Annotated in this window: 14 protein-coding genes; 7 read left to right on the plus strand and 7 right to left on the minus strand. The window is 71.6% G+C overall.

Annotated features, from left to right (window positions below):
• Positions 1–23 precede the first annotated feature (23 nt).
• The 4 genes from AC1DWH_RS19590 to AC1DWH_RS19605 form a co-directional block, all read right to left on the minus strand.
• The gene (locus AC1DWH_RS19590; protein WP_477095066.1) at positions 24–5,816 is read right to left on the minus strand and encodes a rhamnogalacturonan lyase family protein; all 5,793 of its coding nucleotides are present in this window, start codon (positions 5,814–5,816) and stop codon (positions 24–26) included.
• A 479-nt stretch (positions 5,817–6,295) separates the two neighbouring features.
• Positions 6,296–7,192 (minus strand): hypothetical protein, encoded by an 897-nt coding sequence (locus AC1DWH_RS19595; RefSeq protein WP_477095067.1) that lies wholly within the window; start codon positions 7,190–7,192, stop codon positions 6,296–6,298.
• Between the two features lie 299 nt (positions 7,193–7,491).
• On the minus strand, positions 7,492–8,631 hold the full coding sequence (locus AC1DWH_RS19600) for a Gfo/Idh/MocA family protein (RefSeq protein ID WP_477095068.1): 1,140 nt from the start codon (positions 8,629–8,631) through the stop codon (positions 7,492–7,494).
• Positions 8,628–10,577, minus strand: coding sequence for a DUF6807 family protein (locus tag AC1DWH_RS19605; RefSeq protein WP_477095069.1), 1,950 nt, complete (start codon positions 10,575–10,577; stop codon positions 8,628–8,630). The genes AC1DWH_RS19600 and AC1DWH_RS19605 overlap by 4 nt, the downstream gene beginning before the upstream one ends.
• A gap of 168 nt (positions 10,578–10,745) precedes the next feature.
• On the opposite strand from AC1DWH_RS19605, the gene AC1DWH_RS19610 reads away from it, so the two are divergent.
• From AC1DWH_RS19610 to AC1DWH_RS19625, 4 genes are all read left to right on the plus strand, one after another.
• Entirely contained in the window at positions 10,746–11,684 is a 939-nt protein-coding gene (locus AC1DWH_RS19610; RefSeq protein WP_477095070.1) for a carbohydrate ABC transporter permease, read from the plus strand.
• Positions 11,677–12,579 (plus strand): carbohydrate ABC transporter permease, encoded by a 903-nt coding sequence (locus tag AC1DWH_RS19615; protein ID WP_477095071.1) that lies wholly within the window; start codon positions 11,677–11,679, stop codon positions 12,577–12,579. Before AC1DWH_RS19610 ends, AC1DWH_RS19615 begins: the two co-directional genes overlap by 8 nt.
• Before the next feature lie 56 nt (positions 12,580–12,635).
• A complete protein-coding gene (locus AC1DWH_RS19620; RefSeq protein WP_477095072.1) occupies positions 12,636–13,946 on the plus strand; it encodes an ABC transporter substrate-binding protein in 1,311 nt (436 codons plus the stop codon).
• Between the two features lie 162 nt (positions 13,947–14,108).
• Positions 14,109–15,320: an MIR domain-containing protein gene (locus AC1DWH_RS19625; protein ID WP_477095073.1), complete on the plus strand. Its 1,212-nt coding sequence runs from the start codon at positions 14,109–14,111 to the stop codon at positions 15,318–15,320.
• Here AC1DWH_RS19625 and AC1DWH_RS19630 read toward each other — a convergent pair.
• Positions 15,313–16,737 (minus strand): serine hydrolase domain-containing protein, encoded by a 1,425-nt coding sequence (locus AC1DWH_RS19630; RefSeq protein WP_477095074.1) that lies wholly within the window; start codon positions 16,735–16,737, stop codon positions 15,313–15,315. The two genes, AC1DWH_RS19625 and AC1DWH_RS19630, sit on opposite strands and share 8 nt — an antisense overlap.
• A gap of 232 nt (positions 16,738–16,969) precedes the next feature.
• Positions 16,970–19,555, minus strand: a complete 2,586-nt coding sequence (locus AC1DWH_RS19635; RefSeq protein WP_477095075.1) for an ATP-dependent Clp protease ATP-binding subunit — start codon at positions 19,553–19,555, stop codon at positions 16,970–16,972.
• Between the two features lie 315 nt (positions 19,556–19,870).
• On the opposite strand from AC1DWH_RS19635, the gene AC1DWH_RS19640 reads away from it, so the two are divergent.
• Positions 19,871–20,821: a ScyD/ScyE family protein gene (locus tag AC1DWH_RS19640; RefSeq protein WP_477095076.1), complete on the plus strand. Its 951-nt coding sequence runs from the start codon at positions 19,871–19,873 to the stop codon at positions 20,819–20,821.
• A gap of 51 nt (positions 20,822–20,872) precedes the next feature.
• On the opposite strand, the gene AC1DWH_RS19645 is transcribed toward AC1DWH_RS19640, so the two are convergent.
• A complete protein-coding gene (locus AC1DWH_RS19645; protein WP_456845160.1) occupies positions 20,873–21,508 on the minus strand; it encodes a helix-turn-helix domain-containing protein in 636 nt (211 codons plus the stop codon).
• Positions 21,509–21,724: 216 nt separating this feature from the next.
• Here AC1DWH_RS19645 and AC1DWH_RS19650 point away from each other — a divergent pair, with 216 nt between their 5' ends.
• Positions 21,725–23,341 carry an NCS1 family nucleobase:cation symporter-1 gene (locus AC1DWH_RS19650; protein ID WP_477095077.1) on the plus strand — a complete coding sequence of 539 codons (1,617 nt, stop codon included), beginning with the start codon at positions 21,725–21,727 and terminating at the stop codon, positions 23,339–23,341.
• A gap of 11 nt (positions 23,342–23,352) precedes the next feature.
• Positions 23,353–24,105: an aspartate/glutamate racemase family protein gene (locus tag AC1DWH_RS19655; protein ID WP_477095078.1), complete on the plus strand. Its 753-nt coding sequence runs from the start codon at positions 23,353–23,355 to the stop codon at positions 24,103–24,105.
• Positions 24,106–24,120 lie beyond the last annotated feature (15 nt).

Consider the following 24,120-nt stretch of genomic DNA (forward strand, 5'->3'; position numbering starts at 1 on the left):
CGGCCGTCGTCGTGAAGGAAGGGTCAGTGCGTGACCTTGACCTTCAGCTCGGAGCTGCTGGTGGTCCCGAGCGGGTTCGCCAGCTCGGCGCGATAGACGTGCGTGCCGACCGATCGGCCGGACACGCTCGTCGTCGCCTGCTGCGCGTTGAACCCGTTGGCCGTGAGGGACTGGGTGTCGATGAGCACCCCGTCCTCGTACAGCCGGTAGACGGTCGCGTTGGTCCCCCACCAGAGGTTGGTGGTGAGGGTGTACGACCCGTCGCCGTCCTTGTTGTCGTGGCTCAGCACCGGGGTGCCCGGGTTCGCCGCGGTCACGCGCACGGTGATCGGGGCGGTCGTCGTCCTCCCGTGCTGGTTGGTCAGCACCGCGGTGTAGACATACGTCCCGTTGGGCTTGCCGGCGAGCTGGAAGGCCGCCGACTGGGCGTTCGGGGTGGCGTCGACCAGGTCGCGCGTGGCCACCTCGACCCCGTTCTCCAGCAGCGTCACGGTCTGGGCGTTCTGGCCCCACCACAGGTTCATGGTCACCGTGTAGCTGCTGTCGTTCTCCCAGTTGTCGCTGGAGAGCACCCCGGCGCCGGGCTTCGCGGTGGCCGGTCCCGGCACCCGCTCGTCCGGACCGGTGGCGGCGCCCGTGTAGACGATGCTCGGCGCCGGCGGCGTCGACGTCCCGTCACCCAGGAAGTAGCCCGTGTGCGGCGGCTGGTTGTAGCCGGTGTTCTGCCAGGCGACGCCGAGCCGGTAGACGGGGTCGGACTGGAGGGTGCGGAACCGGTGGTCGGTGAGGTCGACCGTGGTGGCGATCCGCAGGGCCGACGAGTCGGCCAGGCGGGTGACGATCTCCTCGCGCCAGTCCCCGAACAGGTCGGCCTGCAGGGCGGGTGTGCCCTTGGTGCCGTTGTCCGACAGGGTGCCGGTGGCCCGGTAGATCTCGTCGGCGGTCTGCGTCGCCGGGTTCCACTTGGCGATCGTCGGGACCCCAGTGAGCGTCTCCGTGGACCAGTCGTGGTCGGTGATCTCCCGCAGGAGGTCGCCGTCCCACCAGGTGAGGAAGTTCGCCGCGGGGATCGTGGAGCTGATCAGGGTGCCGTCGGCCGCCCGCATCTCCCCCGACCGTGAGTTCCACGTGCCGTCGGTCGTGACGGCCCACGACTCCGAGCCCGGGTGCGAGGCGTCGATGTCGCCCGAGGCCCCACGGCCGGTGTCGGCGGTGGCCGGCATCGACCACAGCACCTCGCCGGTCCTGGCGTCGCGGAACGTTGCCCCGATGCCCTTGCTGTGCGGCGCCTCCTCGTGCACCGCGAACACCTCGAGGCCCGGCCGGCTGGGGTCGAGGTCGCTGACGTGCAGCGCGTCCCCGTGCCCGAGCCCGGTGCTGTAGAGCGCCGTGCCGTCGTCGTCGATGGTCATGGAGCCGTAGACGATCTCGTCCTTCTGGTCGCCGTCGACGTCGGCCACCGAGAGGTTGTGGTTGCCCTGGCCCATGTACTGCGAGCCGGCGACGTCGGAGTCGAACGTCCACCGCTTGGTGAGCGAGGAGCCGTCGAAGTCGTAGGCGACCAGGACGGTCCGCGTGTAGTAGCCGCGGCTGAAGATGACGCTCGGGTGCTCGCCGTCGAGGTACGCGACCCCGGCGAGGAAGCGGTCGACCCGGTTGCCGTACGCGTCGCCCCACGCGGCCACGTCACCGCGCGGCGGCGTGTAGTCGATCGTGTCGACGGCCGCGCCGGTGGCACCGTTGAACACCGTCAGGAACTCCGGCCCGGTGAGCACGTAGCCCGACGAGTTCCGGTAGTCCGCCCGCGGGTCACCGATGACCGTGCCGACGCCGTCGACGGTGCCGTCGGCGGTCTTCATGGTGACCTCGGCCTTCCCGTCGCCGTTCAGGTCGTACACCTGGAACTGCGTGTAGTGCGCGCCGGCCCGGATGTTCTGGCCCAGGTCGATGCGCCACAGCCGCGTGCCGTCCAGCTCGTACGCGTCGACGTACACGTTGCCGGTGTAGCCCGCCTGCGAGTTGTCCTTGCTGTTGGACGGGTCCCACTTCACGACGATCTCGTACTGCCCGTCGCCGTCGAGGTCCCCGACGGACGCGTCGTTGGCGTTGTAGGTGTACGGCTGACCGTCCTTCGTGTACGCGTCCGCCGGCTTGTCCAGCGGCACGTCGAGGTGCTGGCTGTCCCACACGCGGAACTCGCCGGTGGCCCAGCGCTCGATCCCGTCGACCACCGAGCTGACCCGGTAGACCGAGCCTGCGGAGCCGCCGGTGTCCAGCAGGTTGGTGCTCGTGGTGATCGGCAGCGTGGTGATCTTCTTGCCGTCCCGGTACACGTGGAACGCGATCGAGTCGGGGTCCAGGCCCAGCTGTCGCCAGCCGAGGTAGACGCCGCCGTCGGTCTTCACCGCGACCGGCGACCGGTCGAGGCGCTCCGCCTGCCGCGCGAGGGTGGTGACCGCGGGGGTGGTGAGCGACGACGACGCCGCCGACACCCCGCCCGCGTTCACCGACGCGACCCGGTACGTGTAGCCGATCGTGGTCAGCACGGTCGTGTCGGTGTACGACGGACCGTCCGCCCGGCCGACGACGACGAACGAGCCGTCCTTGGCCCGTCGCGACACCTGGTAGAACAGCGCGCCGTCGACGGCGTCCCAGGTGAACGTGACGTCGTTCTTGTTCACGGCGCCCAGCGTGAGCCCGGTCGGCACGGCGGCCGTCGGCACGTCCGGGTCGACGGTGGTCACGTCGAGCGTGTCCGTCGGCACCGACTCGACGCCGGTCGGGTCGAGCGCGACGACGTCGTACTCGTACGCGAGCCCGACGTCGGGGGTGGTGTCGACGAACGTCGTCGCGGTGACGTCACCGAGCGCGACCGGAGCCGAGGCCCCCGCCGCCTTCCGGTAGACCCGGTAGCCGGCCGAGTCGGAGGTCCCCGTCCAGCTCAGCGAGACCTTCACCGACCTGCCGTCGATGCTGAGGTCGTCGAGGGTCAGGCCCGACGGCGCCAGCAGCAGCGGCGTGATCTCGATGCCGTTCAGGCGGCTCGAGGAGCCGGTCATTACGAGGTTCAGCTGCCCGTCGGTCACGAGCACCGGCTGGCTGACCTTCTCCGAGACCGACCCCGCGCCCGCGTTGGAGGCGCCGAAGTCCTTGCCCTCGAGCTGCACGTTGGAGCGGCTGGTGCCGATCCAGTCGCCGTTGTACGTCTTGACGGCGTAGCTGCCGTCGGGCACGTCGACCGCGAACACGTGCTGGGTGCCCGGCAGCAGGAAGTCGCGCTGCAGGTCGTTCGGCGGCGGTGTGAAGCTGACCCCGCGGTCGCGTCCACCCAGACCCGTCGGGTCCAGCCAGCCCCAGCCGATCTCGGGGGTGTACCGCGAGTTCTGGTTCACCTCCGTGTAGCCCGGCATGACCGGGCTGCCGGCCGGCTGCACGTCGAACTTGTACAGCGCGGCCTTCGTCGTGACCCGAACCGCGGCCGACGGGGCCGACGATCCACGGCCGTTGACGGCGACGACCCGCAAGTCGTACGACGCCCCCTCGACCAGCCCGCCGACCGCGGCCTGCGGCAGCGTCGAGGTGGCGACCAGCGCGTACGCGTCGTCGCCGGCGGCGGCGTCCTTGCGGAACACCTGGTAGATGTCGGCTCCCTCGCTCGGGGTCCACGTGAGCTGGACGCCGGCGTTGGAGACGCTGCCCGCGACGACCCCGGCCGGAGCGGCCGGGACCTGCGCCGGAGGCTCGGCGTCGACCACCTCGTCGGCCAGCGGCACGTCGAGCTTCTCGATGCCGGAGGCGACGAGGCGGGCCATCTGGATGGCGCCGTACTCCTGGAAGTGGGTGTCGTCGATGGTCCCCGTCGGACGGCCCGGGTAGACCCCGGCCGGCACGTACAGGAACACGCTCGTCGACGCCTCCGGGCCGATCTGGTCGAGGTACGCGCGGCTCGAGGCCGCGAGGTCGACCAGGGGCGTCCCGGTCTCGTTGGCCAGCGCGGTCGCCGCAGCGACGTACTCGGGGAACGAGACGTTGAACGCGCCCGTCGCCGGGTCGAAGCTGCGCCGAGAGACGGGCGTGACGATCACGGGTGTGGCCCCGCGCTGCACGGCGCCGTCGACGTAGGTCCGCAGGTACTCGGCGTAGTCGGCGGGAGCGGCGAAGCGGTCGTCGACCCCGTAGGTCGCGTCGTTGTGCCCGAACTGCACGAACACGTAGTCGCCCGGCTTGACCAGGCGCAGGACCTCGTCGAGCCGGCCCTGGCTGATGAAGTTCTTCGACGAGCGGCCGCCGATGGCCCGGTTGTCCACCGTGACGTCGTCGGACAGGAAACGGCCGATCATCTGGCCCCAGCCGGCCTGCGGCGCGTAGTCCGCCGTGTAGCTCTGCACCGTCGAGTCGCCCGTGATCCACACCGTCGGCTCGTCGCCGGGTGCGCGCGGGCTCTGCGCCGCGATGCGGAGCTCGTTGAGCTTGGGCGCGGCGCCGGAGAGCTCGAGGTTGAGCTGGCCGTCGACCACGGCGATGTCGAACGACATCTCGAGGAACTGGCCCGCGGCCTTCGTCGTCGGCGCCACCTTGGCCATCTGCTCTGCGGTGATCGCGACGTCCGTCGCCTCGGTGGCGTCGCCCGCGATCAGGCTCACGGTGTAGTCGCCGTTGGGCAGGTCGACGACGAGCTCCGTGTCCCCCACGCTCACGAAGTCGGAGCGCAGCGGGTCGTTCGTCCCGCGGTCGGTAGCGGTGACGGCCCGGGTGTCGACGAACCCGTACCGCGTCGTCGCCGAGTACGCGCTCGTCGCGTCGAGCCTGGTGGCACCCGGTGCGAGCGCGCCGCTGCCGAGGTCGAAGTCGAGCACGGCGGGCACGGTCGGAGGCGTCGGCAGGCTGCTCACGGCGGCCGCAGACGGGGTCGACAGGCCGGCGGCGTCGATCGTCTGCACGCGGTAGTAGCGCAGGGTCGAGGTGTCGACGGCGTCGGTGGTGAACACCTCGCGCGCGCCGGTCCGGGCGACCTCGGTGTAGGTGCCGTCGACGGCGTCGGAGCGCGAGACCACGTAGCCCGTGGCGCCGGCGACCTCGTTCCAGCGCAGCGTCACGGCGCTCGGGGTCACGTGGGCCATGCGCACCGAGGTGGGCGCAGCGATGGTCGACGTGCCGGGGTCGGGCTCGTCGGGCGGCGTCGTCCCCGTCTGCGACACGACGATCGAGCTGACGTACCCACCGGCGCCCGCGCCGGTGACCCCCACCGTCAGCTGACCGTCCGCGACGGTGACCGGCCACGTGCCCGCGATCGCGGCCGCCTTGGTGCTCAGCGTCCCGCCACCGGCGCCCTCGAGCGTCACCGTGGTCTTGGTGGTGCTGGTGCCCGCGAGCAGGTCGCCCGAGCGGACCGTCACGTCGTAGGTGCCGTTGGGCACGTCGAGCACGAACGACCAGCTGGTGGCCAGGACGAAGTCGCGGTCCGCGGGGTCGGCCGCGCCACGGTCACGGGAGATCGGGGTGACCCCGTCCGACGGCACGATGCCGAACCCGGTCGCGGCGGAGTAGCGCGTCGCGTCGGTCACCTGCTGGTAGCCGTTCGCGACCGGGCTGGTCGCGGTGCCCATGTCGAACTTCCACGTCGTCGGCGGGTCGGCCGCGAGGGCCGGCAGCCCGCCGGCGGCGACCAGTGCGGCCGCGGTCGCGGTGGCTACCCCCGCCAGAAGTGCACGAGGACCGGCTCGGCCGGGGGTTCGTCCCGCGTGCCCCGCCGACCCGCGCGTCCGTCCCGCCCGCGGTTCCCCTGGTCCCTCGTCGTGCGCGCGCGTCGAGCGCATGGCATCACCCTTTGTCTCGTCGTTGAGATCACCCCTGTGCTGCCCCGTGAATCGATTCATTCTGTAACGATTCACCCGAGCAAGCAGGACATTCCTACCGACCCCTCCCCGGGCCGCGCAAGGGTTTCGGGCAAACTGGGGAAAGCGCTCGCCGTTCGCGTTTCCCGCGCGGCGGCGCGGGTGGCCCTGGTCGACCACGCAGTCGGGCAGCCCGGCATCGACGTCCTTTCGAGGCCCTGACCTGCGGCTATGCATCGGTCACGACACACCGCGACTCAGTCGGCGCACAGGCAACGCCGACGAGGGAACCGAGCGCCCGAAGACTCGCCTCCGGTGAGCACCGGGCGCCGTCGGGCTCGAGCACGCTTCCCCCCGCGACACCGACTGGGCTGCCCGGTGACCGCCGACGAGGCCGTCGGGGCGCCGCCGCCCGCCTCTCGCTGTCCGCTCGGGTCATTCCCCGCCCCACCGCGACCTCGTCAGCCGGCGCCTGGCATCCCGCAGGAACGGCCGACGAACTCGTGCAACGCCCCCCGCAGCACGTCGCTCGACGCGAGGTAGAACACCGGCTGGTCAATCCCGTCGACCCGGGTGTGCACGCCGAAGAACGTGCCGCGCTTGTCCTCGGCCACGGCGTGCGGGTCGCACCGCGACGGCACCAGCTCGAGCGGCACGGTGTCCTCGGCACCGTCGGCCGTGTCGACGGTGGTGGGCCAGCTCGTCGCACCCCCGACCGGCGCCAGCAGCACCGTCCCGTCGACCTGCGTGATCTCGACGGTCGGTCCGCCGAGCACCGGCACCACGCGCAGGTTCACCGTGGCGGCCAGCGTCCCGCCCACGTCGCTGGTCGTGATCGCGTCCTCCAGGCTCAGCGTCGCGCCCCTCGCCACGGCCGCCGCCGCGCAGTCCTCGCCGTGGATCCGGGCGAGGTGGCCCTGCGGGTCGCCCGGCTGCACGATGAGCGTCGACCGCCGGCCCGCGCCGTCCACCAGGTCGAGCTCGGCCTGCGCGGGCCCGGAGGTCGCGTCGTCGCAGACCGGTTCGCCGAGCGCCACGGACACGTCCCGGTCGACGCCCGCCCGCACGGGTCGCTCGCGGTCACTCGCCGCGACGCCCGCGTCGTCGGGTGTGATCAGCCGCGCTCGTTCGACCGTCACGTCGCCGGGCCCGGCGTTCGCCACGTTCAGCTGCACCACCCGGAGCGCCCAGTCGCTGCGCGCCTGCCGGACCTCGACCGACAGCCCGGCCAGCACGTCGGCGGGGATCGGCGTCGGCGTCGCGCTCGGGCCGGGCGGCTGCGCGGCCGGCGCGCCGCCCGTGCAACCAGCGAGCGCGAGCACGGCGACGACCGCCACCACCCGCCACCGTCCGGCCACCCCCCGATCGTGCCGCACCCGCCCGGTCCGCCGACAGAACAACCCGACCACGACCGCCCGCCGCCACCCGCGCACCCGCCCGGCGCGCGGCCCCCGCGCGCCCCACCACCTGCCGGGCCGACGCCCGTGGCCGCAGGTCTCGGCCACGAGAACAACATGGGACGCGTTGTGGGGCCGTTTGCCGCGTCCCATGTTGTTCTCGCGTGCTGGTGAAGGCGTGCGGGAGCGGTCAGCGCGCCGGCGTGCGGTCCGGTCAGCGAAGGGGTGCGCGCGAGGTCAGCGAAGGCATGCCGGAGAGGTCAGCGCGTGCCTGCGAACGGGGCGCCCAGCTCCGTGAACGTGGCGCCCTCGTCGGCGGCCCGGGCACACCAGTGCTCGACGTCCGCGATCACCGGGTGCCGTGCGGGGCCCTCCGCGCGCCACTCGACGAGCTCGGCCGGCACGGACGCGGGGTCGGGCGCGGTCCGCACGGCCTCGAGCACTCGCAGGAACGCGCCGGTGTCCGCGACCGAGCACCGCAGCGCGATCGTCGGGTCGGCGCGGGCCTCGAGGAGCTGGCTCAGCAGGTCCACGCGCCCGGACCGGATCCGGCGGGTGCCGCGCGGCGAGCTCACCTCGATCTCGTCGGTCTCGTACAGCAGCGTCGCGGTGCCCAGCGTGCCCCGGACCGTCACCCGGGCGCGGGACTGCACGGGTGCGCACAGGGTCAGCCCGGCGGACACGCGGATGCCGGAGCGTGTCTCGACGACGACGGCGGAGGTGTCGTCCGCCTCGATCGGGTGCGCGTGGAACAGGTCCACCCGCACGTCGACGACGTCCTCGACCGTCCGCGCGCCGGCCAGCAGCAGCGCCGTCGCGACCGCGTGCGCGAGCGGGTTGCTGACCACGCCGTCGACCACCTCGACGCCGCCCATCGTCCGCCGGCCCGCCCACGCGGCACGGGCGTAGTAGGCCTCGTCGCGCACCCAGGTGCCGACGGCCCCCACCCCGGTGACCTCCCCCAGCTCGCCGGAGCCGACGATGCGCGCGAGCTCGTCGACGGCCCCCGACCCATACGTCTGGAAGCCGACCTGGCACCGGCGGCCCGTCTCCTCGACCACGGCGAGCAGCTCGGCGTGCTCGGCCAGCGATGCGGTGGTCGGCTTCTCGAGCAGCACGTCGCAGCCCGCGCGCAGGGCCGCCGACGCCAGGGGCAGGTGCGTCGGGATCGGGGTCGCGAGGACGACGACGTCGGGGCGGGTGTTGGTCAGCAGGGAGTCGAGGTCGGGGAACCAGGGCACGTCGCCGTCGACCGGCCGCGGGTCGACCACCGCCGCGAGGGTCGCGAGGCCACGTTCCTGCAGGTCGGTGACGTTGCGGACGTGGGAAGCGCCGTGCCCGTGCACGCCGACGACCGCGATCGTGGGGACGTCGGTGGCCGTCTCGGGCAGCGCGCTCATCGCCACGCCTGCCCGGCCAGCTCGGCGGCCTCGTCTGCCCCCAGTGCGCGGTCCACCACGACGGCCGCGAGCCCGACCTCGAGCTGTCCGCCCGCGGGCACGTCGACCACCCGGTCCCAGGCGAGCGCGGGTCCGGCGCCGACGTACTCGGCGACCCGAGCGAACCAGGGGCGGACCTGCGTCGGCGGCTGGACCAGCAGGACGGTGGTGGTGGCGGTCTCCCGTCGCTGCACGAACGCGAGCCACGGCGAGAGGCTGCCGTGGACGGCCTCCTCGCCGACCAGACCCTCGCCCAGCACGGTCGTCACGTCCGCCGACGGCAGCCGCCAGAAGATCCCGCCGTACCCGGCGCCCGGTCGCCCGTTGGTGCCCGGGCTCTCGAGGCGCAGCGGCCCGTGGGCGGCGTGCAGCACGCTCGACCAGCGCAGGGTCCAGCCACGTCCGTCCGCGAGAGGCGTCGCGGCCAGCCGGCGGTCCTCGCGGAGCAGGGGCCGGTCGCGCTCGTCGCGCCAGGTGACGTCGTCGACGAGCGCGGCGCCGCCGTCGACCACCCGCACGCCCTCGCTGACCTGCCGGCCATGGTTGGGCAGAAGCGTCGGGCCCTCGTCGCGCAGGAACGTGCGGCCGCCCCAGTACGACGTGCCGTTGACCACCGGGACCGCCATCGAGACGCCGTAGTGGTGCCGGTGGTCGACGGGGCTGGTCTCCGTGAGCGCCGTGCCGGCCGCCGAGTGGACCGGGTGCAGGTAGGGCCGCGGGGCGTGCACGGACGGGAGCCGGTCGCCGGACTCGTACCGGGCCAGCGGGACGGACCCGTCGGGGGTCACCCCGGAGAGCAGGTGGGAGCCGAGGTCGGCGGCCCAGCCCGCACCGACCAGCGACGGCACCTGGGGACCGACGGGGTCCGTGGCGGCGCGGCGCCCGAGCCGTGCGGCGGGCGGCACCGGGCCCGTGCTGGCGCGCACCGCGAGGACGGGCTGGATGAGCGGCGGCGTCGGGTCGACGTCGTCGCCGCTGACGAGCGAGCGCAGGTGCGCCCAGGCCCGTCGGCCGAGCTCGGCCTGCGGGACGGTCGCCGTGGTGAGGGAGGGCGTGGCGAACCGCGCCAGCTCGATGTCGTCGAAACCCGTGATCGAGACGTCCCCCGGGACCGCGACGCCCAGCTCGTTGAGGCGGGCCAGCAGCCCGAACGCGACGAGGTCGTTGTACGCGACGACGGCCGTGGCGCGCGACTCGAGCACGTCCTGCGCGGCGGCGTAGCCCGACTCCACAGACGACCCCGCCGGCCGCTCGCTGAGCCGCACGTCCTCGCGGCGGGCCGCGGCGGCCCGCAGGGCTTCGAGCCGGGCACCGTGCGAGGCGCTGTCGGGCGGCCCGGCCAGGTACAGCAGGTGGCGGTGACCCAGGCCGGCGAGGTGCTCGACGATCCGGTCGATGCCCGCCGCGTAGTCGATCGCCAGGGTCGGGGTGACCCCGTCGGCCGCGCGGTTGACGACGACCACGGGCCGGATCTCGGGCAGCAGCGCGCGCAGGGTCTGCTCGGGCATCCGCGGGGAGACCAGGACGAGCGCGTCGCAGCGCAGGCGTGCGTCGAGGGCGATCCGCTCCTCGTCGGCAGCGTGCTCGGCGGTGTCCGCCACCAGCACCCGGTACCCCTCCTCGGCCGCAGCGGAGGCGACCCCGCGGAGCACCTGCTGGAACATGGGGTTGGCCAGGTCGGGGACCACGACGGCGACCGTGTTGGTGCGCCCCAGCGAGAGGCTCCGTGCCGTGTTGCTCGGGCGGTAGTGCAGCTGCTCGGCGACCTCGCGGACGCGGGCGGCGAGCTCGGGGTCGACCGTCGCGCGGCCGTTCATCACCCTGCTCACCGTCGCGCGGGAGACGCCGGCGGCGTGCGCGACCTCGCCGATGGTCGACGCGGTGCGCGTCCACCCGTTCTGCGTCACTGCAGCCTCCCGCGGTCACCGACGACCACCCACCGGGGGTGGCTCCGCGCCGAACATACACCACGGGAAACCGGTTCCCTAGCCACAGAAACCGGTGCTACGGTACCGCCGAGGAACCGGTTTCTCAGCGATTCCACACACGGCGAACACATCGAGGTGATCGACGACATGTCCGTAGTGACGGAGCTACGCAGGACCGCCAGGTCCGGACGCACGCCTGCCCGGCGTGCGCTCCGCCGGGGCGACGGCCGCAGCGCTGCGCTCTTCCTGGCACCCTGGTTCCTGGGCCTGGGCCTCATCACGATCGGCCCGATGGTGGCGTCGGGGTACCTGTCCTTCACGGACTACAACCTGCTGCAGCCGCCGTCGTGGATCGGCCTCGACAACTACACGCGGCTGTTCCAGGACCCGCGGCTGCTCAACTCGCTGCGGGTCACGTTCACCTACGTGTTCACCGCCGTGCCGCTGCAGCTGGCCGCCGCACTGGCGCTCGCGATGATCCTCGACCGGGGGCTGCGCGGGCTCGCGTTCTACCGGTCGGTGCTCTACCTGCCCTCGCTGCTCGGCGGCTCGGTCGCCGTCGCGATCCTGTGGCGGCAGGTGTTCGGCGTCGACGGCCTGGTCAACCACTTCCTCGCCCTGTTCGGCATCCAGGGGCAGGGCTGGGTGTCCGACCCCGAGACCGCGCTGGGCACGCTCGTCCTGCTGCACGTGTGGACGTTCGGGGCGCCGATGATCATCTTCCTGGCCGGCCTCCGGCAGATCCCGGAGATGTACTACGAGGCGGCCTCGATCGACGGCGCCGGCGCCCTGCGCAAGTTCCGCAGCATCACGCTGCCGCTGCTCACGCCGATCATCTTCTTCAACCTGGTGCTCCAGGTGATCGGCGCCTTCCAGAGCTTCACGCAGGCGTTCGTCGTCTCCGGCGGCACGGGCGGCCCGGCCGACTCGACGATGTTCTACACGCTGTACCTCTACCAGAAGGGGTTCACGGCCCTGGACATGGGGTACGCGTCGGCCATGGCGTGGCTGCTGCTCTTTATCGTCGCCGCCATGACGGCCCTCAACTTCGTCGTCTCCAAGTTCTGGGTCTTCTACGATGACTGACCTCCGCGAGCGCCTCGCCCCCCTGGCCGCCGAGGCGCCACCCGTCGAGCACCGTCGCTCCCCCTGGCCCGCCCGCCGCCGCTCGTTCCTGCGGCACCTCGGCCTCGTCGCGCTCTGCGTGCTGATGCTCTACCCGCTGATCTGGCTGCTGGTGAGCTCCTTCAAGCCCACCGAGCTGATCTTCCGGGACGTCTCGCTGATCCCCACCGAGATCGACCTCGGCAACTACTCGGACGGCTGGAACGCGCTGCAGTACCCGTTCGGGCGGTACCTGATGAACTCCGCGCTCATCGTCCTCGGGGCGCTGGTGGGGAACCTCGTGAGCTGCTCGATGGCCGCCTACGCGTTCGCCCGGCTGCAGTTCCGGGGCCGGCAGCTGTGGTTCTCGATCATGCTCGTGTCGATCATGCTGCCGATCCACGTGATCATCGTGCCGCAGTACGTGCTGTTCGCCCGGCTCGACTGGATCAACACGTTCCTGCCGCTGATCGTGCCGAAGCTGCTGGCCACCGACGCGTTCTTCATCTTCCTCATGGTCCAGTTCTTCCGCGGCATCCCCCGGGAGCTGGACGAGGCCGCGCGCCTGGACGGCTGCGGGCACGGCCGCATCTACCTGCGGATCATGCTCCCACTCTCGCTGCCCGCCCTGGCCACCACGGCGATCTTCACGTTCATCTGGACGTGGAACGACTTCTTCAGCCAGCTCATCTTCCTCACCCGGCCGGACATGTACACCGCGCCGGTGGCTCTTCGTACGTTCCTCGACTCCACGGGCGCCAGCTCGTGGGGCCCCATGTTCGCCATGTCGATCGTCTCTCTCGTCCCCGTCTTCCTCGCGTTCCTGCTCGGCCAGAAGTACCTGGTCAAGGGGATCGCGACGACGGGCATCAAGTAGCAGTTCCGCCGGACTCCAGACAGCACAACGTCGTCCTCGTCATCCAAGGAGAACCCATGCGTCCCCGACCGTCCCTCCGCGTAGGTGCCCTCGTCGCCGTCGCGGCACTCGCCCTCACCGCGTGCGCCGGCTCGTCCGACGAGCCCGCGTCCGCGCCGACCTCCTCCGGCCCGCCGCAGCCCGTCGAGATCCGCTTCTCGTGGTGGGGCTCCGACACTCGCCACGAGCTGACCCAGCAGGTGCTGGACAAGTTCGAGGAGAAGTACCCGTACATCACGGTGGTGCCGGACTACACCGACTGGAACAGCTACTTCGACAAGCTGAGCACGTCGGTGGCCGGCGGTGACGCGCCCGACGTCATCACCCAGGAGGAGCGGTTCCTCAACGACTACGCCTCGCGCGGGGTGCTGGCCGACCTCAACGACCTGGGCCTGGACACCTCCAAGATCGACCAGAACGTGCTCCAGTCCGGCACCATCGACGACAATCTCTACGGCGTCGCCACCGGCGTCAACGCCTACGCGATCGTGGCGGACCCGGCGGCCTTCGCCGCGGCCGGCGTCGAGATGCCCGACGACGCCACGTGGACCTGGGACGACTACGTCGACGTCGCCGAGAAGATCTCCGCCGCGACCGGCAAGACCGTCTACGGCGCGCAGGACTACGGCTTCAACGAGCCCGGGTTCTCGATCTTCGCCCGCCAGCGCGGGGAGTCGCTCTACACGAAGGACGGCACGCTCGGATACGACGACAAGACCCTCGCCGACTGGTGGCAGTACTCGCTCGACCTGCAGTCCGGCGGCGGTGAGCCCGACGCCGCGACCACGGTCGAGGTCGACGCCGGCGGCCCCGAGCAGTCGCTCGTCGGCACCGGCAAGGGCGCCATGGCGTGGTTCTGGACCAACCAGCTGACCGCCATCACCAACGCGTCCGGCAAGGAGCTCACGCTCCTGCGGGTCCCCGGTGAGTCGCAGGACGAGCGCACCGGCATGTACTTCAAGCCGGCCATGTACTACTCCGTCTCGGCCAAGTCCGAGCACCCCCAGGAGGCCGCCCTGCTGGTCGACTTCCTGCTCAACGACGTGACCGCCGGTGACATCCTGCTGTCCGACCGCGGCCTGCCCGCCAACACCGACGTCCGCGCGGCGGTGCAGCCGAAGTTCTCCCCGACCGACCAGCAGGCCGCCGACTTCCTCGCCGACCTCGAGGACGAGATCGTCGACGGCCCGGCCGTCCCGCCCGTCGGCGCCGGCCAGGTCGCCGAGATCACGCGGCGCCTCAACCAGGAGGTGCTGTTCGGCCGCATGACCCCGGAGGCCGCCGCCAAGCAGTTCACGCTCGAGGTGGGGTCGGCGATCGGCAGCTGACCGCCCATCACACCTGCGACGTCCGCGCACCCGGGGGCTCCGGCCCTCGGGAGCGCGGACGTCGTTGTATCTCACCCCTGCCGTCGTGACTCCTTCGTGGCACCCTCGATCTCGGGGGTGCTGCACGCCGGCGTGCGGCTCGTCCGGACGAGAGGGACGTCGATGACGGAGCAGGTCCTCAGCCGACGCGCGGCGGTCGCGTTCGACCCGGCGGTCCACGGCTTCGCGTTCCCCAACGCCTTCGTCAACGAGGTGCTCACGCTGCCCAACGGCGCGAAGATCACGACGGCCGGCCGCTGCGGCGGGATGGCGTACGCGGCCCTCGACTACTTCCTCGCCGGGCAGCCCGTGCCCCGCTGGCGCTCCGACCTGTGGGCCCCCAGCCGGGTGCCGCCGGACAGCAACTGGCTCGCCCAGCTGTTCACGCAGCGCCTGCACGACTCGTTCTTCACCGGGTCGGCGGCCAAGTTCGTCACCTGGTCCATGCACTCGGACGACGAGACCTGGGTGTTCAAGGGCGTCACGCGCTGGACCAAGGAGGAGGAGCTGCCCCGGGTCATGAAGTCGATCGACGCGGGCCGCCCCGTGGTGCTCGGCCTCGTCGTCGCCCGGTCGCTGGCCGACATCGGCGACAACCACCAGGTGGTCGCGTACGGCTACGAGCAGGACCGGTCCACCGGCAGGACGACCGTCACCATCCACGACAACAACACCCCGGGGCGACCGGTCACGCTGACGTCCGACAAGGACCAGCACGACTGGACCGCTTCGAACGGCCACCCGTGGCGCGGCTTCTTCGTGCAGGACTACACGCCCAAGCGCCCCCGGGTCCTCACCGAGCACGCACCCGACGTCAAGGACCAGGTGTCCACCGGCGACACCGTCAAGCTGTCGCACGTGTGGACCGGCCTGACCCTGCACTCCCACGACCACCCGTACGTGCACCCCGGCACCGACGGCCTCCAGCAGGTCACGGGCTTCGGGGGTGCCGACGACAACGACCGCTGGCTGCTCGTCGGCCCCACCGGGACCCCGGCCGGGACCGACCTGCGCGACGGCTCGGTGGTCCGCCTGCGCCACGTCTCGACGGGCCGCTGGCTGCGCAGCGCGGCGGGCATCCCGTCGCCGCTCTCCCACCAGCAGGAGGTCAGCGCATCCGACACGGCCGACGACGCGGCCGACTGGCGTCTCGAGATCGTCGACGACCGCCCGTGGACCGCCGGCGCGCGCATCCGCCTCGTGCACGTCGCGACGAAGGTCGCCCTCCACTCGCACCACGCCTCCGACGCCCGGCTCACCGCCGGCCAGCAGGAGGTCACCGGCTTCGCGAAGCGCGACGTCAACGACTGGTGGACCGTGCTGGAGCTCAGCTGACCACCGTGCCGCGCAGGTCCGGCAGCACTGCCGGCCCGAACGCCACGTTGAACGCGCTGGCCACCCCGACGTCGTCGCCCGACACGGTCACGGTCGCCGTCAGCACGAACGGCGACTCGACGAACCGGGCGGTCAGCACATAGGTGTCCGGGGTGGTCCATGCGCCGCTGACCAGCACGTCCTCCGGCTCGCGCCGCCGCAGCGTGGTCCGCGTCAGCGCCGGCTGGTCGTGCCCGACCGAGAGGATGACCGTCTCGTCCTCGTGGTCGACGGTGAGACGGTCGTGGCCGTCGCCCACCTCCAGGACGGCGTTGCGGACGCCCAGCGTGTTGGGCTCGAACGTGATCGTCCGCCCGTCGAGCCGCTCGCCGGTCGGGGACGTCGGGGAGCCGTGCGGCGGGTCCAGGCGCAGTCCCTCGAGTCGGTCCGCCAGCCGTCGTCGACCCTCGTGGTCGCCGGGCAGCGGCCCGTCCGACAGCCCCGGCAGCAGGTGCTCCCAGACCAGCGCGAGCTCCCCGTGCATCTCCGCGACGCCCGACGTGATCGCGACGACCACGTCCTGGTCCGGCAGCACCACGCAGTACTGCCCGAACGCGCCGTCTCCGCGATAGCTGCCGTGCCGGCCGCGCCAGAACTGGTAGCCGTAGCCCTGCGCCCAGTCGATGTCGGTGTTCCGGTCGTTGGAGACCTGCTTCGCGGTGGCCTCCGCCGCCCACCCCTCGGGCAGCACGCGCCGCCCGTCCCAGACGCCGTCCTGCAGGTAGAGCTGGCCGAGGACCGCGATGTCCTCGGTGGTCCCCGACATGCCGCTGCCGCCCACGTCGACGCCGCCGGGCGACTGCTGCCACGTCGCCCCCTCGATGCCGAGCGGCTCGAACAGCCGCGGCCCGAGGTAGTCGAGCAGCCGCTGGCCGGTCAGCTTCTGCACCAGGGCCGAGAGCACGTGGGTCGCCGCGGTGTTGTAGACGAAGAACGTGCCGGGCTCGTGCGCGACCGGCTGCGCGAGGAAGCCGGCCACCCAGTCGTCGGTCGGGAAGACCCGGGGCGTCGGGTCCTCGTCGTGCCCGGTCGTCATGGTGAGCAGGTGCCGGACCCGCATGCGCCGGAGGTTGTCGTCGGGCTCCTGCGGACTCACGAAGTGGTCCAGCACCAGGTCGTCGACGGTCAGCAGCCCCTCGGCCACCGCGAACCCGACGGCCGTCGACGTGAAGCTCTTGCTCAGCGAGAAGAGCTCGTGGAGCCGGTCGGACGCGAACGGCGCCGCCCACCCCTCGGCCACCACGGACCCGTGCCGCACCACCATCAGCGAGTGGAGCTCGGGCCAGGCCTCGAGCGCGTCGACCAGCCGGAGCAGCGCCCGGGGGTCGACCCCCTGCTCCTCCGGCGTGGATCGGGGCAGGCGTCGCAGTCCAGGCATGCGCCCACCCTGCCACTGCCCTGGGCCACCCGCGCGAGCCGAACCGCGCGCGGCCGCCGTCACAGGGTCGTGAGTTTCCGACGGGATCGTCAGCTGCAACGCACGACGTCGTCGGAAACTCACGACCTCGCACCGACGACGGCGAACCGCGCGGCGAGGTCGCAGGCGGCGGCGGACGCGACGGAGCCCCGGTCCGCGAACGGACCGGGGCTTCGTCGTGCGTGCTGCGGGGTCAGCCCACCTGGGGCAGGGTGCCCGTGCCGCCGTCGCTGACGCTCGGGCCCGCCGCGGGCAGGTCGGTGCCCGAGGTCGGCGTGCCGTAGGACGAGGCAGCGCCGACCGCGACCGGCTCCGGCACCGTGGCGCCCTTGGGGACGCCGCGGAACGTGAACTCCCCGAGCAGACCCTCGCCCTCGGCGTCCACGATCACCAGCTGGCCGGCCTTGAGCTCGCCGAACAGGATCTTCTCGGACAGTGCGTCCTCGATGTCCCGCTGGATGGCACGGCGCAGCGGCCGAGCACCCAGGACCGGGTCGTAACCCTTCTCCGACAGCAGCTTCTTGGCCGCGGGCGTGATCTCGATGGCCATGTCCTTGTCCCGCAGGCGCTTGTCCAGCTTGGCGACCATGAGGTCGACGATCGCGAAGATCTCCGGCTGGGACAGCTGCGGGAACACGACCACGTCGTCGACGCGGTTGAGGAACTCAGGCCGGAAGTGCTGCTTGAGCTCGTCGTTGACCTTGGACTTCATGCGCTCGTACGACGTCGACAGGTCCCCGCCGGCCTGGAAGCCGGTCATGAGGCCCTTGGCGATGTCCCGGGTGCCGAGGTTCGTGGTCATGATGATGACGGTGTTCTTGAAGTCGACCACCCGGCCCTGCGAGTCGGTCAGGCGACCGTCCTCGAGGATCTGCAGCAGCGAGTTGAAGATGTCCGCGTGCGCCTTCTCGACCTCGTCGAAGAGGACCACGGAGAACGGCTTGCGCCGCACCTTCTCGGTCAGCTGGCCACCCTCGTCGTACCCGACGTAGCCGGGGGGCGAGCCGAACAGCCGCGAGACCGTGTGCTTCTCCGAGAACTCGGACATGTCGAGCTGGATGAGCGCGTCCTCGTCGCCGAACAGGAACTCCGCGAGCGCCTTGGCCAGCTCGGTCTTCCCGACGCCCGTGGGGCCGGCGAAGATGAACGACCCACCGGGACGCTTCGGGTCCTTGAGCCCGGCCCGCGTCCGACGGATGGCCTGCGAGAGCGCCTTGATGGCGGCGTCCTGGCCGACGACCCGCTTGTGCAGGTTCTCCTCCATGTGGAGCAGGCGGCTGGACTCCTCCTCGGTGAGCTTGAACACCGGGATGCCGGTAGCGATCGCCAGCACCTCGGCGATGAGCTCCTCGTCCACCTCCGCGACCGCGTCGAGGTCGCCGGACTTCCAGGCCTTCTCCTTCTCCACGCGCTTGAGACCGAGCTGCTTCTCGGCGTCGCGGAGACGGGCTGCCTTCTCGAAGTCCTGCTCGTCGATCGCCGACTCCTTGTCGCGGCGCGTCTCGGCGATCTGCTCGTCGAGCTCGCGCAGCTCCGGGGGAGCCGTCATGCGGCGGATGCGCAGGCGGGCGCCGGCCTCGTCGACCAGGTCGATCGCCTTGTCCGGCAGGTAGCGGTCGTTGACGTACCGGTCCGCCAGGGTGGCGGCGGCGACCAGCGCGGCGTCCGTGATGGACACGCGGTGGTGGGCCTCGTACCGGTCGCGCAGACCCTTGAGGATCTCGATCGCGTGCTGCAGGTTGGGCTCGGCCACCTGGATCGGCTGGAAGCGACGCTCCAGGGCCGGGTCCTTCTCGACGTACTTGCGGTACTCATCGAGCGTCGTGGCGCCGATGGTCTGCAGCTCGCCGCGCGCCAGCATCGGCTTGAGGATGCTCGCGGCGTCGATGGCGCCCTCGGCGGCACCCGCCCCGACGAGCGTGTGGATCTCGTCGATGAACAGGATGATGTCGCCGCGCGTGCGGATCTCCTTGAGCACCTTCTTCAGGCGCTCCTCGAAGTCACCGCGGTAACGGCTGCCGGCCACGAGCGCGCCCAGGTCCAGCGTGTAGAGCTGCTTGTCCTTGAGCGTCTCGGGCACGTCGCCGCGCACGATGTCCTGCGCGAGGCCCTCGACGACGGCGGTCTTGCCGACGCCGGGCTCCCCGATGAGGACCGGGTTGTTCTTGGTGCGGCGGGACAGCACCTGCATGACCCGCTCGATCTCCTTCTCGCGCCCGATGACCGGGTCGAGCTTGCCGTCGCGCGCAGCCTGCGTGAGGTTGCGGCCGAACTGGTCGAGGACGGCGCTGCCCGAGGGCTGCCCCTCCTGCGGACCGCCGGCGGCGACGGGCTCCTTGCCCTGGTAGCCGGAGACGAGCTGGATGACCTGCTGGCGCACGCGGTTCAGGTCCGCGCCCAGCTTGTTGAGGACCTGGGCGGCGACGCCCTCGCCCTCGCGGATCAGGCCGAGCAGGATGTGCTCGGTCCCGATGTAGTTGTGGCCCAGCTGCAGCGCCTCGCGCAGCGACAGCTCGAGCACCTTCTTGGCGCGCGGGGTGAAGGGGATGTGGCCCGACGGAGCCTGCTGGCCCTCGCCGATGATCTCCTGCACCTGGGCGCGGACGGCCTCGAGCGAGATGCCGAGCGACTCGAGAGCCTTGGCGGCGACGCCCTCACCCTCGTGGATCAGGCCCAGCAGGATGTGCTCCGTGCCGATGTAGTTGTGGTTGAGCATCCGTGCCTCTTCTTGGGCAAGGACGACCACGCGACGGGCTCGGTCCGTGAATCTCTCGAACATGTGCACTCCTCACGAGCTGCGTGCCCACCGATCCCCGGGCTGGCGCACCGGGGTTCTACGAGCGGCGTTGATCGATGCTAACGGCGGGGTGGTGCCCCGACTGCCCGTGTTCGCCGCAGGCGTGACGACGTCCCCGGGTTGCCCGGGGTCATTTATCGCCCGAGCGGGCAGGTCTAGCGTCGTTGAGCGCTGGTGGGGCTTTCCCGGGCGCGCAGGGGGCGACGACGCCGCATGCCCAGCTACCCCGACACGCACGACTCCGAGGAAGTTGTCGAGGGGAGGGGTCCTATGGGTCCCCGACGAGTTCTTGTCCTGTTGTCCGCAGCGCTGCTGCTCGTGCTCGCGCCGTCCGCGGCGAGCGCGCACCGACCATCACCCAGCCAGGAGCCTCGGCTCCTGGCCACCGGCCTGTCCGGCGGGTGGGGGAGCACCGTCGGACCGGACGGCGCGCTGTACGTCGCCGAGCCGGCCGTCGGGGAGGTCTCCCGGATCGATCCAGGCACGGGTGCGACGACCACGTTCGCCTCCGGCCTGCCGATCGCCCCGAACGGCGGCCCCCACGACATCGCGTTCGTGCACGGGACGGCCTACGTGCTGGTCGGCTTCATCACGCCGGAGGCGGGTGGCGCGGCAGGCAACGTGGACGGCATCTACCGGATGGACGGACCGAGCGCGTTCACGCTGGTGGCGGACATCGGGACGTTCGCCAAGGAGAACCCGCCGGCGACGGACTTCTTCATCGCGACGGGGGTGCCGTACGCGCTCGAGCCGTACGCCGGGGGCTTCCTGGTCACCGACGGCCACCACAACCGCGTCTACCAGGTGGGGCTCGACGGCTCGGTGTCCGTGCGGATCGCGTTCGAGAACGTCGTCCCGACGGGTCTGGACGTCGTCGGCTCCCGGGTCTACATGGCCGAGGCCGGCCCGCTGCCGCACCAGGCGGCGGACGGCAAGGTCGTGACGTTCGGCAAGCACTCCACCAGCGCCACCGAGGTCGCAGCCGGCGGTCCGCTGATGGTCGACGTCCAGGCCGCGCACGGGCACACCCTCTACGCGCTGGCGCAGGGCGACTGGCCGCTCGGCGGCCAGGCGGGCTCTCCGGCAGCGCCGAACACCGGTCAGCTGCTGAAGGTCGGGCGGCACGGCTCGCTGGAGGTCGTCGCGGACGGCCTGAACCAGCCGGTCTCGTTCCAGGTCATCCACAGGACGGCCTACGTCGTCACGCTCGGCGGGGAGGTGTGGACGGTCGACCTCGGCCGGCACTGACGCCGACGGAGCACACGGAGGGTCGGGCAGCCCGCCCGGCCCTCCGTCGCGTCAGCCGCTCGACGCCGGGTGCACGATCACCCACGTCGCCACGGTGACGGCGTCGGACTGGTTGCTCAGCCGGTGGGGCGTGCCGCACGCGTAGGAGATGGTGTCGCCCGCCCGGAGCACCACGCGCTCGTCGGGGAAGTCGATGGTCAGCTCGCCGTCGGTGACGGTGCCGATCTCGTAGCCGACGTGGGTGAGCAGCTCGTTCTGCTCGGCGCCGGTGGAGCCGGGCGGGTAGGTGGACTCGAAGAAGTCGACGTCGCGCGACAGGCCGGGCGACAGACGTCGGAAGACGACACCGCCCGCCAGGCGGACCACGTCGGCCTCGACCGCGCGGCGCACGACGTAGCCGTCGAGCACCTGCGGCGGGGCGCCGGCGGTGCCGCCGAACACGTCGACCAGGCTGGCGTCGAGCGCGGTGACGAACGCGAACAGGCGGTTGACCGAGGGGCGGAGCACGCCGCGCTCGATCTGGGAGACGGCGCTCGTGGAGATGCCGAGCCGGCGGCCCACCTCGCGCAGGGTCAGGCCGCGCTCCTCGCGCAGCTGGCGCAGGCGCGCGCCCAGCTGCTCGGAGTCGAAGGCGTCGAGGAGGGCGGCGTGCCGCTCCGCAGGGTTGTCGACCGCCGAGGTGGTCACGTCGGCACACCCTCCCGTCGGGGACTCATGACTGAAGCCCAAAGTTCACAACGCGGAAACCGTTCGCGGGTTGTGAAGCAATAGATTCACACCCGTTCAGCGATCGCTTCACCGTACGGGATGTCCTTCTCCCTAGGCCAGGGACACAGGCGCTCCAGCAGACGCACCGCGCAGGCGTCGCTCCCCCACCCACGACCCACCCGCGTGAGGATCACCATGAACCCTGGACAGCACGAGAACACCGGGCTCACCGAGCTCCCCAACGACGTCGTCGAGGCCGCCGGGCTGCCGCCGGGCGCCGGCGAGGTCAAGAGCACCTACGACCCCCGGCTCACCAACGAGGACCTGGCGCCGCTGGGCAAGCAGACCTGGTCGTCGTACAACATCTTCGCGTTCTGGATGTCCGACGTGCACAGCGTCGGCGGGTACGTCACGGCCGGAAGCCTCTTCGCGCTCGGCATCGCCAGCTGGCAGGTGCTCGTGGCGCTCGTCGTCGGCATCGTCATCGTGCAGTACTTCTGCAACCTCGTCGCCAAGCCGAGCCAGAAGACCGGCGTGCCCTACCCGGTCATCAACCGCGCGATCTTCGGTGTGCTCGGCGCCAACATCCCGGCCATCATCCGCGGCCTCATCGCCGTGGCCTGGTACGGGGTGCAGACGTTCCTGGCCGCCGAGGCGCTCAACATCATCTTCCTCAAGTTCGTCCCCAGCTCCGCGCAGCTCCTGGAGTCGGGCTTCCTCGGCCTGTCCACGCTCGGCTGGATCTCCTACGCGATCCTCTGGGTGGCGCAGGCCGCCCTGTTCTGGACGGGCATGGACACCATCCGCAAGTTCATCGACTTCGCCGGCCCGGCCGTCTACGTCGTGATGATCGCGCTGGCGGTCTACCTGGTCTCGGAGGCCGGCTGGAGCAACATCTCGCTCAACCTGTCGTCCGGCCCGCCCATGGGCTTCTGGGCCTCGATCCCCGTGATGCTCGGCGCGATCGCGCTGGTGGTGTCGTACTTCTCGGGCCCGATGCTCAACTTCGGCGACTTCGCCCGGTACGGGAAGAGCTTCTCGGCGGTCAAGAAGGGCAACTTCCTCGGCCTGCCGGTCAACTTCCTGTTCTTCTCGCTGCTGACCGTCATCTGCGCGTCGGCCACGGTCCCGGTGTTCGGCGAGCTCATCACCGACCCGATCCACACGGTGCAGCAGATCGACACGCCGTTCGCCATCCTGCTGGGCGGCCTGACGTTCGTCACCGCGACGGTCGGCATCAACATCGTCGCCAACTTCATCTCGCCCGCGTTCGACTTCTCCAACGTCTCCCCGCAGAAGATCAGCTGGCGCATGGGCGGCATGATCGCGGCCGTCGGCTCGGTGCTGCTGACGCCGTGGAACTGGTACTCCAACGCCAATGCGATCCACTACACGCTCGGCGTGCTGGGCGCCCTCATCGGCCCGCTGTTCGGCATCCTCATCGCCGGCTACTACGTGATCGGCAAGCAGCGGGTGCACGTCGACGACATGTTCACCCTGTCCCCCACGGGCAAGTACTGGTTCTCGGGCGGCTACAACCGCAACGCGGTCGCCACGGTGATCTCCGCCGGCCTCGTCTCGGTGGCCACCGCGGTGCTGCCCAAGGCGTTCGCGGACATGGGCGCCTTCGACATCACGTGGCTGTCCAGCTACAGCTGGTTCATCGGGTGCGGCCTCGGCTTCGCGACCTTCGTCTACCTCGAGCGCCGCAACCCGCAGATCCCGCTCCTCGACCCCGCCGACGAGCACGTCTCGGACGGCACCGTCGACGAGCGCACCGGCACGGGCGCCTCCGTCGAGGCGACGGCCTGACGGGAGCCGCCGTGCACATCCGGGTCATCAACCCCAACACCACCCGGGCGATGACCGACCTGATCGGTCGGTCCGCCCGGGTGGTGGCGGCGGCGGGCACGCTCGTCGACGCCGTCCAGCCGACCATGGGACCGGCGTCGATCGAGAGCCACTACGAGGAGGCCCTCGCGGTCCCGGGCATCCTCGAGCAGGTCGCGGTCGGCGAGGCCGAGGGGGTCGACGCCTACGTGGTCGCCTGCTTCGGGGACCCGGGCCTCGACGCCGCGCGGGAGCTGGCGAGCGGTCCGGTGATCGGCATCGCCGAGGCCGCGATGCACGCCGCCGCGCTGGTCGGTCGACGGTTCAGCGTCGTCACCACGCTGGGCCGCACGACCGCCCGGGCGCGGGAGCTGGCGGACCGGTACGGGTTCCGCGACGCGTGCGTCGCGGTGCGCGCGTGCGAGGTGCCGGTGCTGGCGCTCGAGCATCCGGGCGCCCGCGAGCGGCTGACCGAGGAGTGCCGACGAGCGGTCGCCGAGGACGGCGTCGACGCGATCGTGCTGGGCTGCGCCGGGATGGCGGAGCTGTGCGCCGCGATCGCCGACGAGATCGGCGTGCCCGTGGTCGACGGCGTCGCGGCCGGCGTCGTGCTCGCGCAGTCGCTGGTCACCCTGGGCCTGCGCCCCGGGTCCGGAGGCGAGTACGCGCCGCCCCCGCCCAAGCCGATGACCGGGCTGCTGGCGGGTTTCGAGATCCGCGCAGGCGTGCCCGTGGCCGTAGCCTGACGCAGCAGACGACTC

The sequence above is a fragment of the Cellulomonas sp. P2_F12 genome (assembly GCF_056403775.1).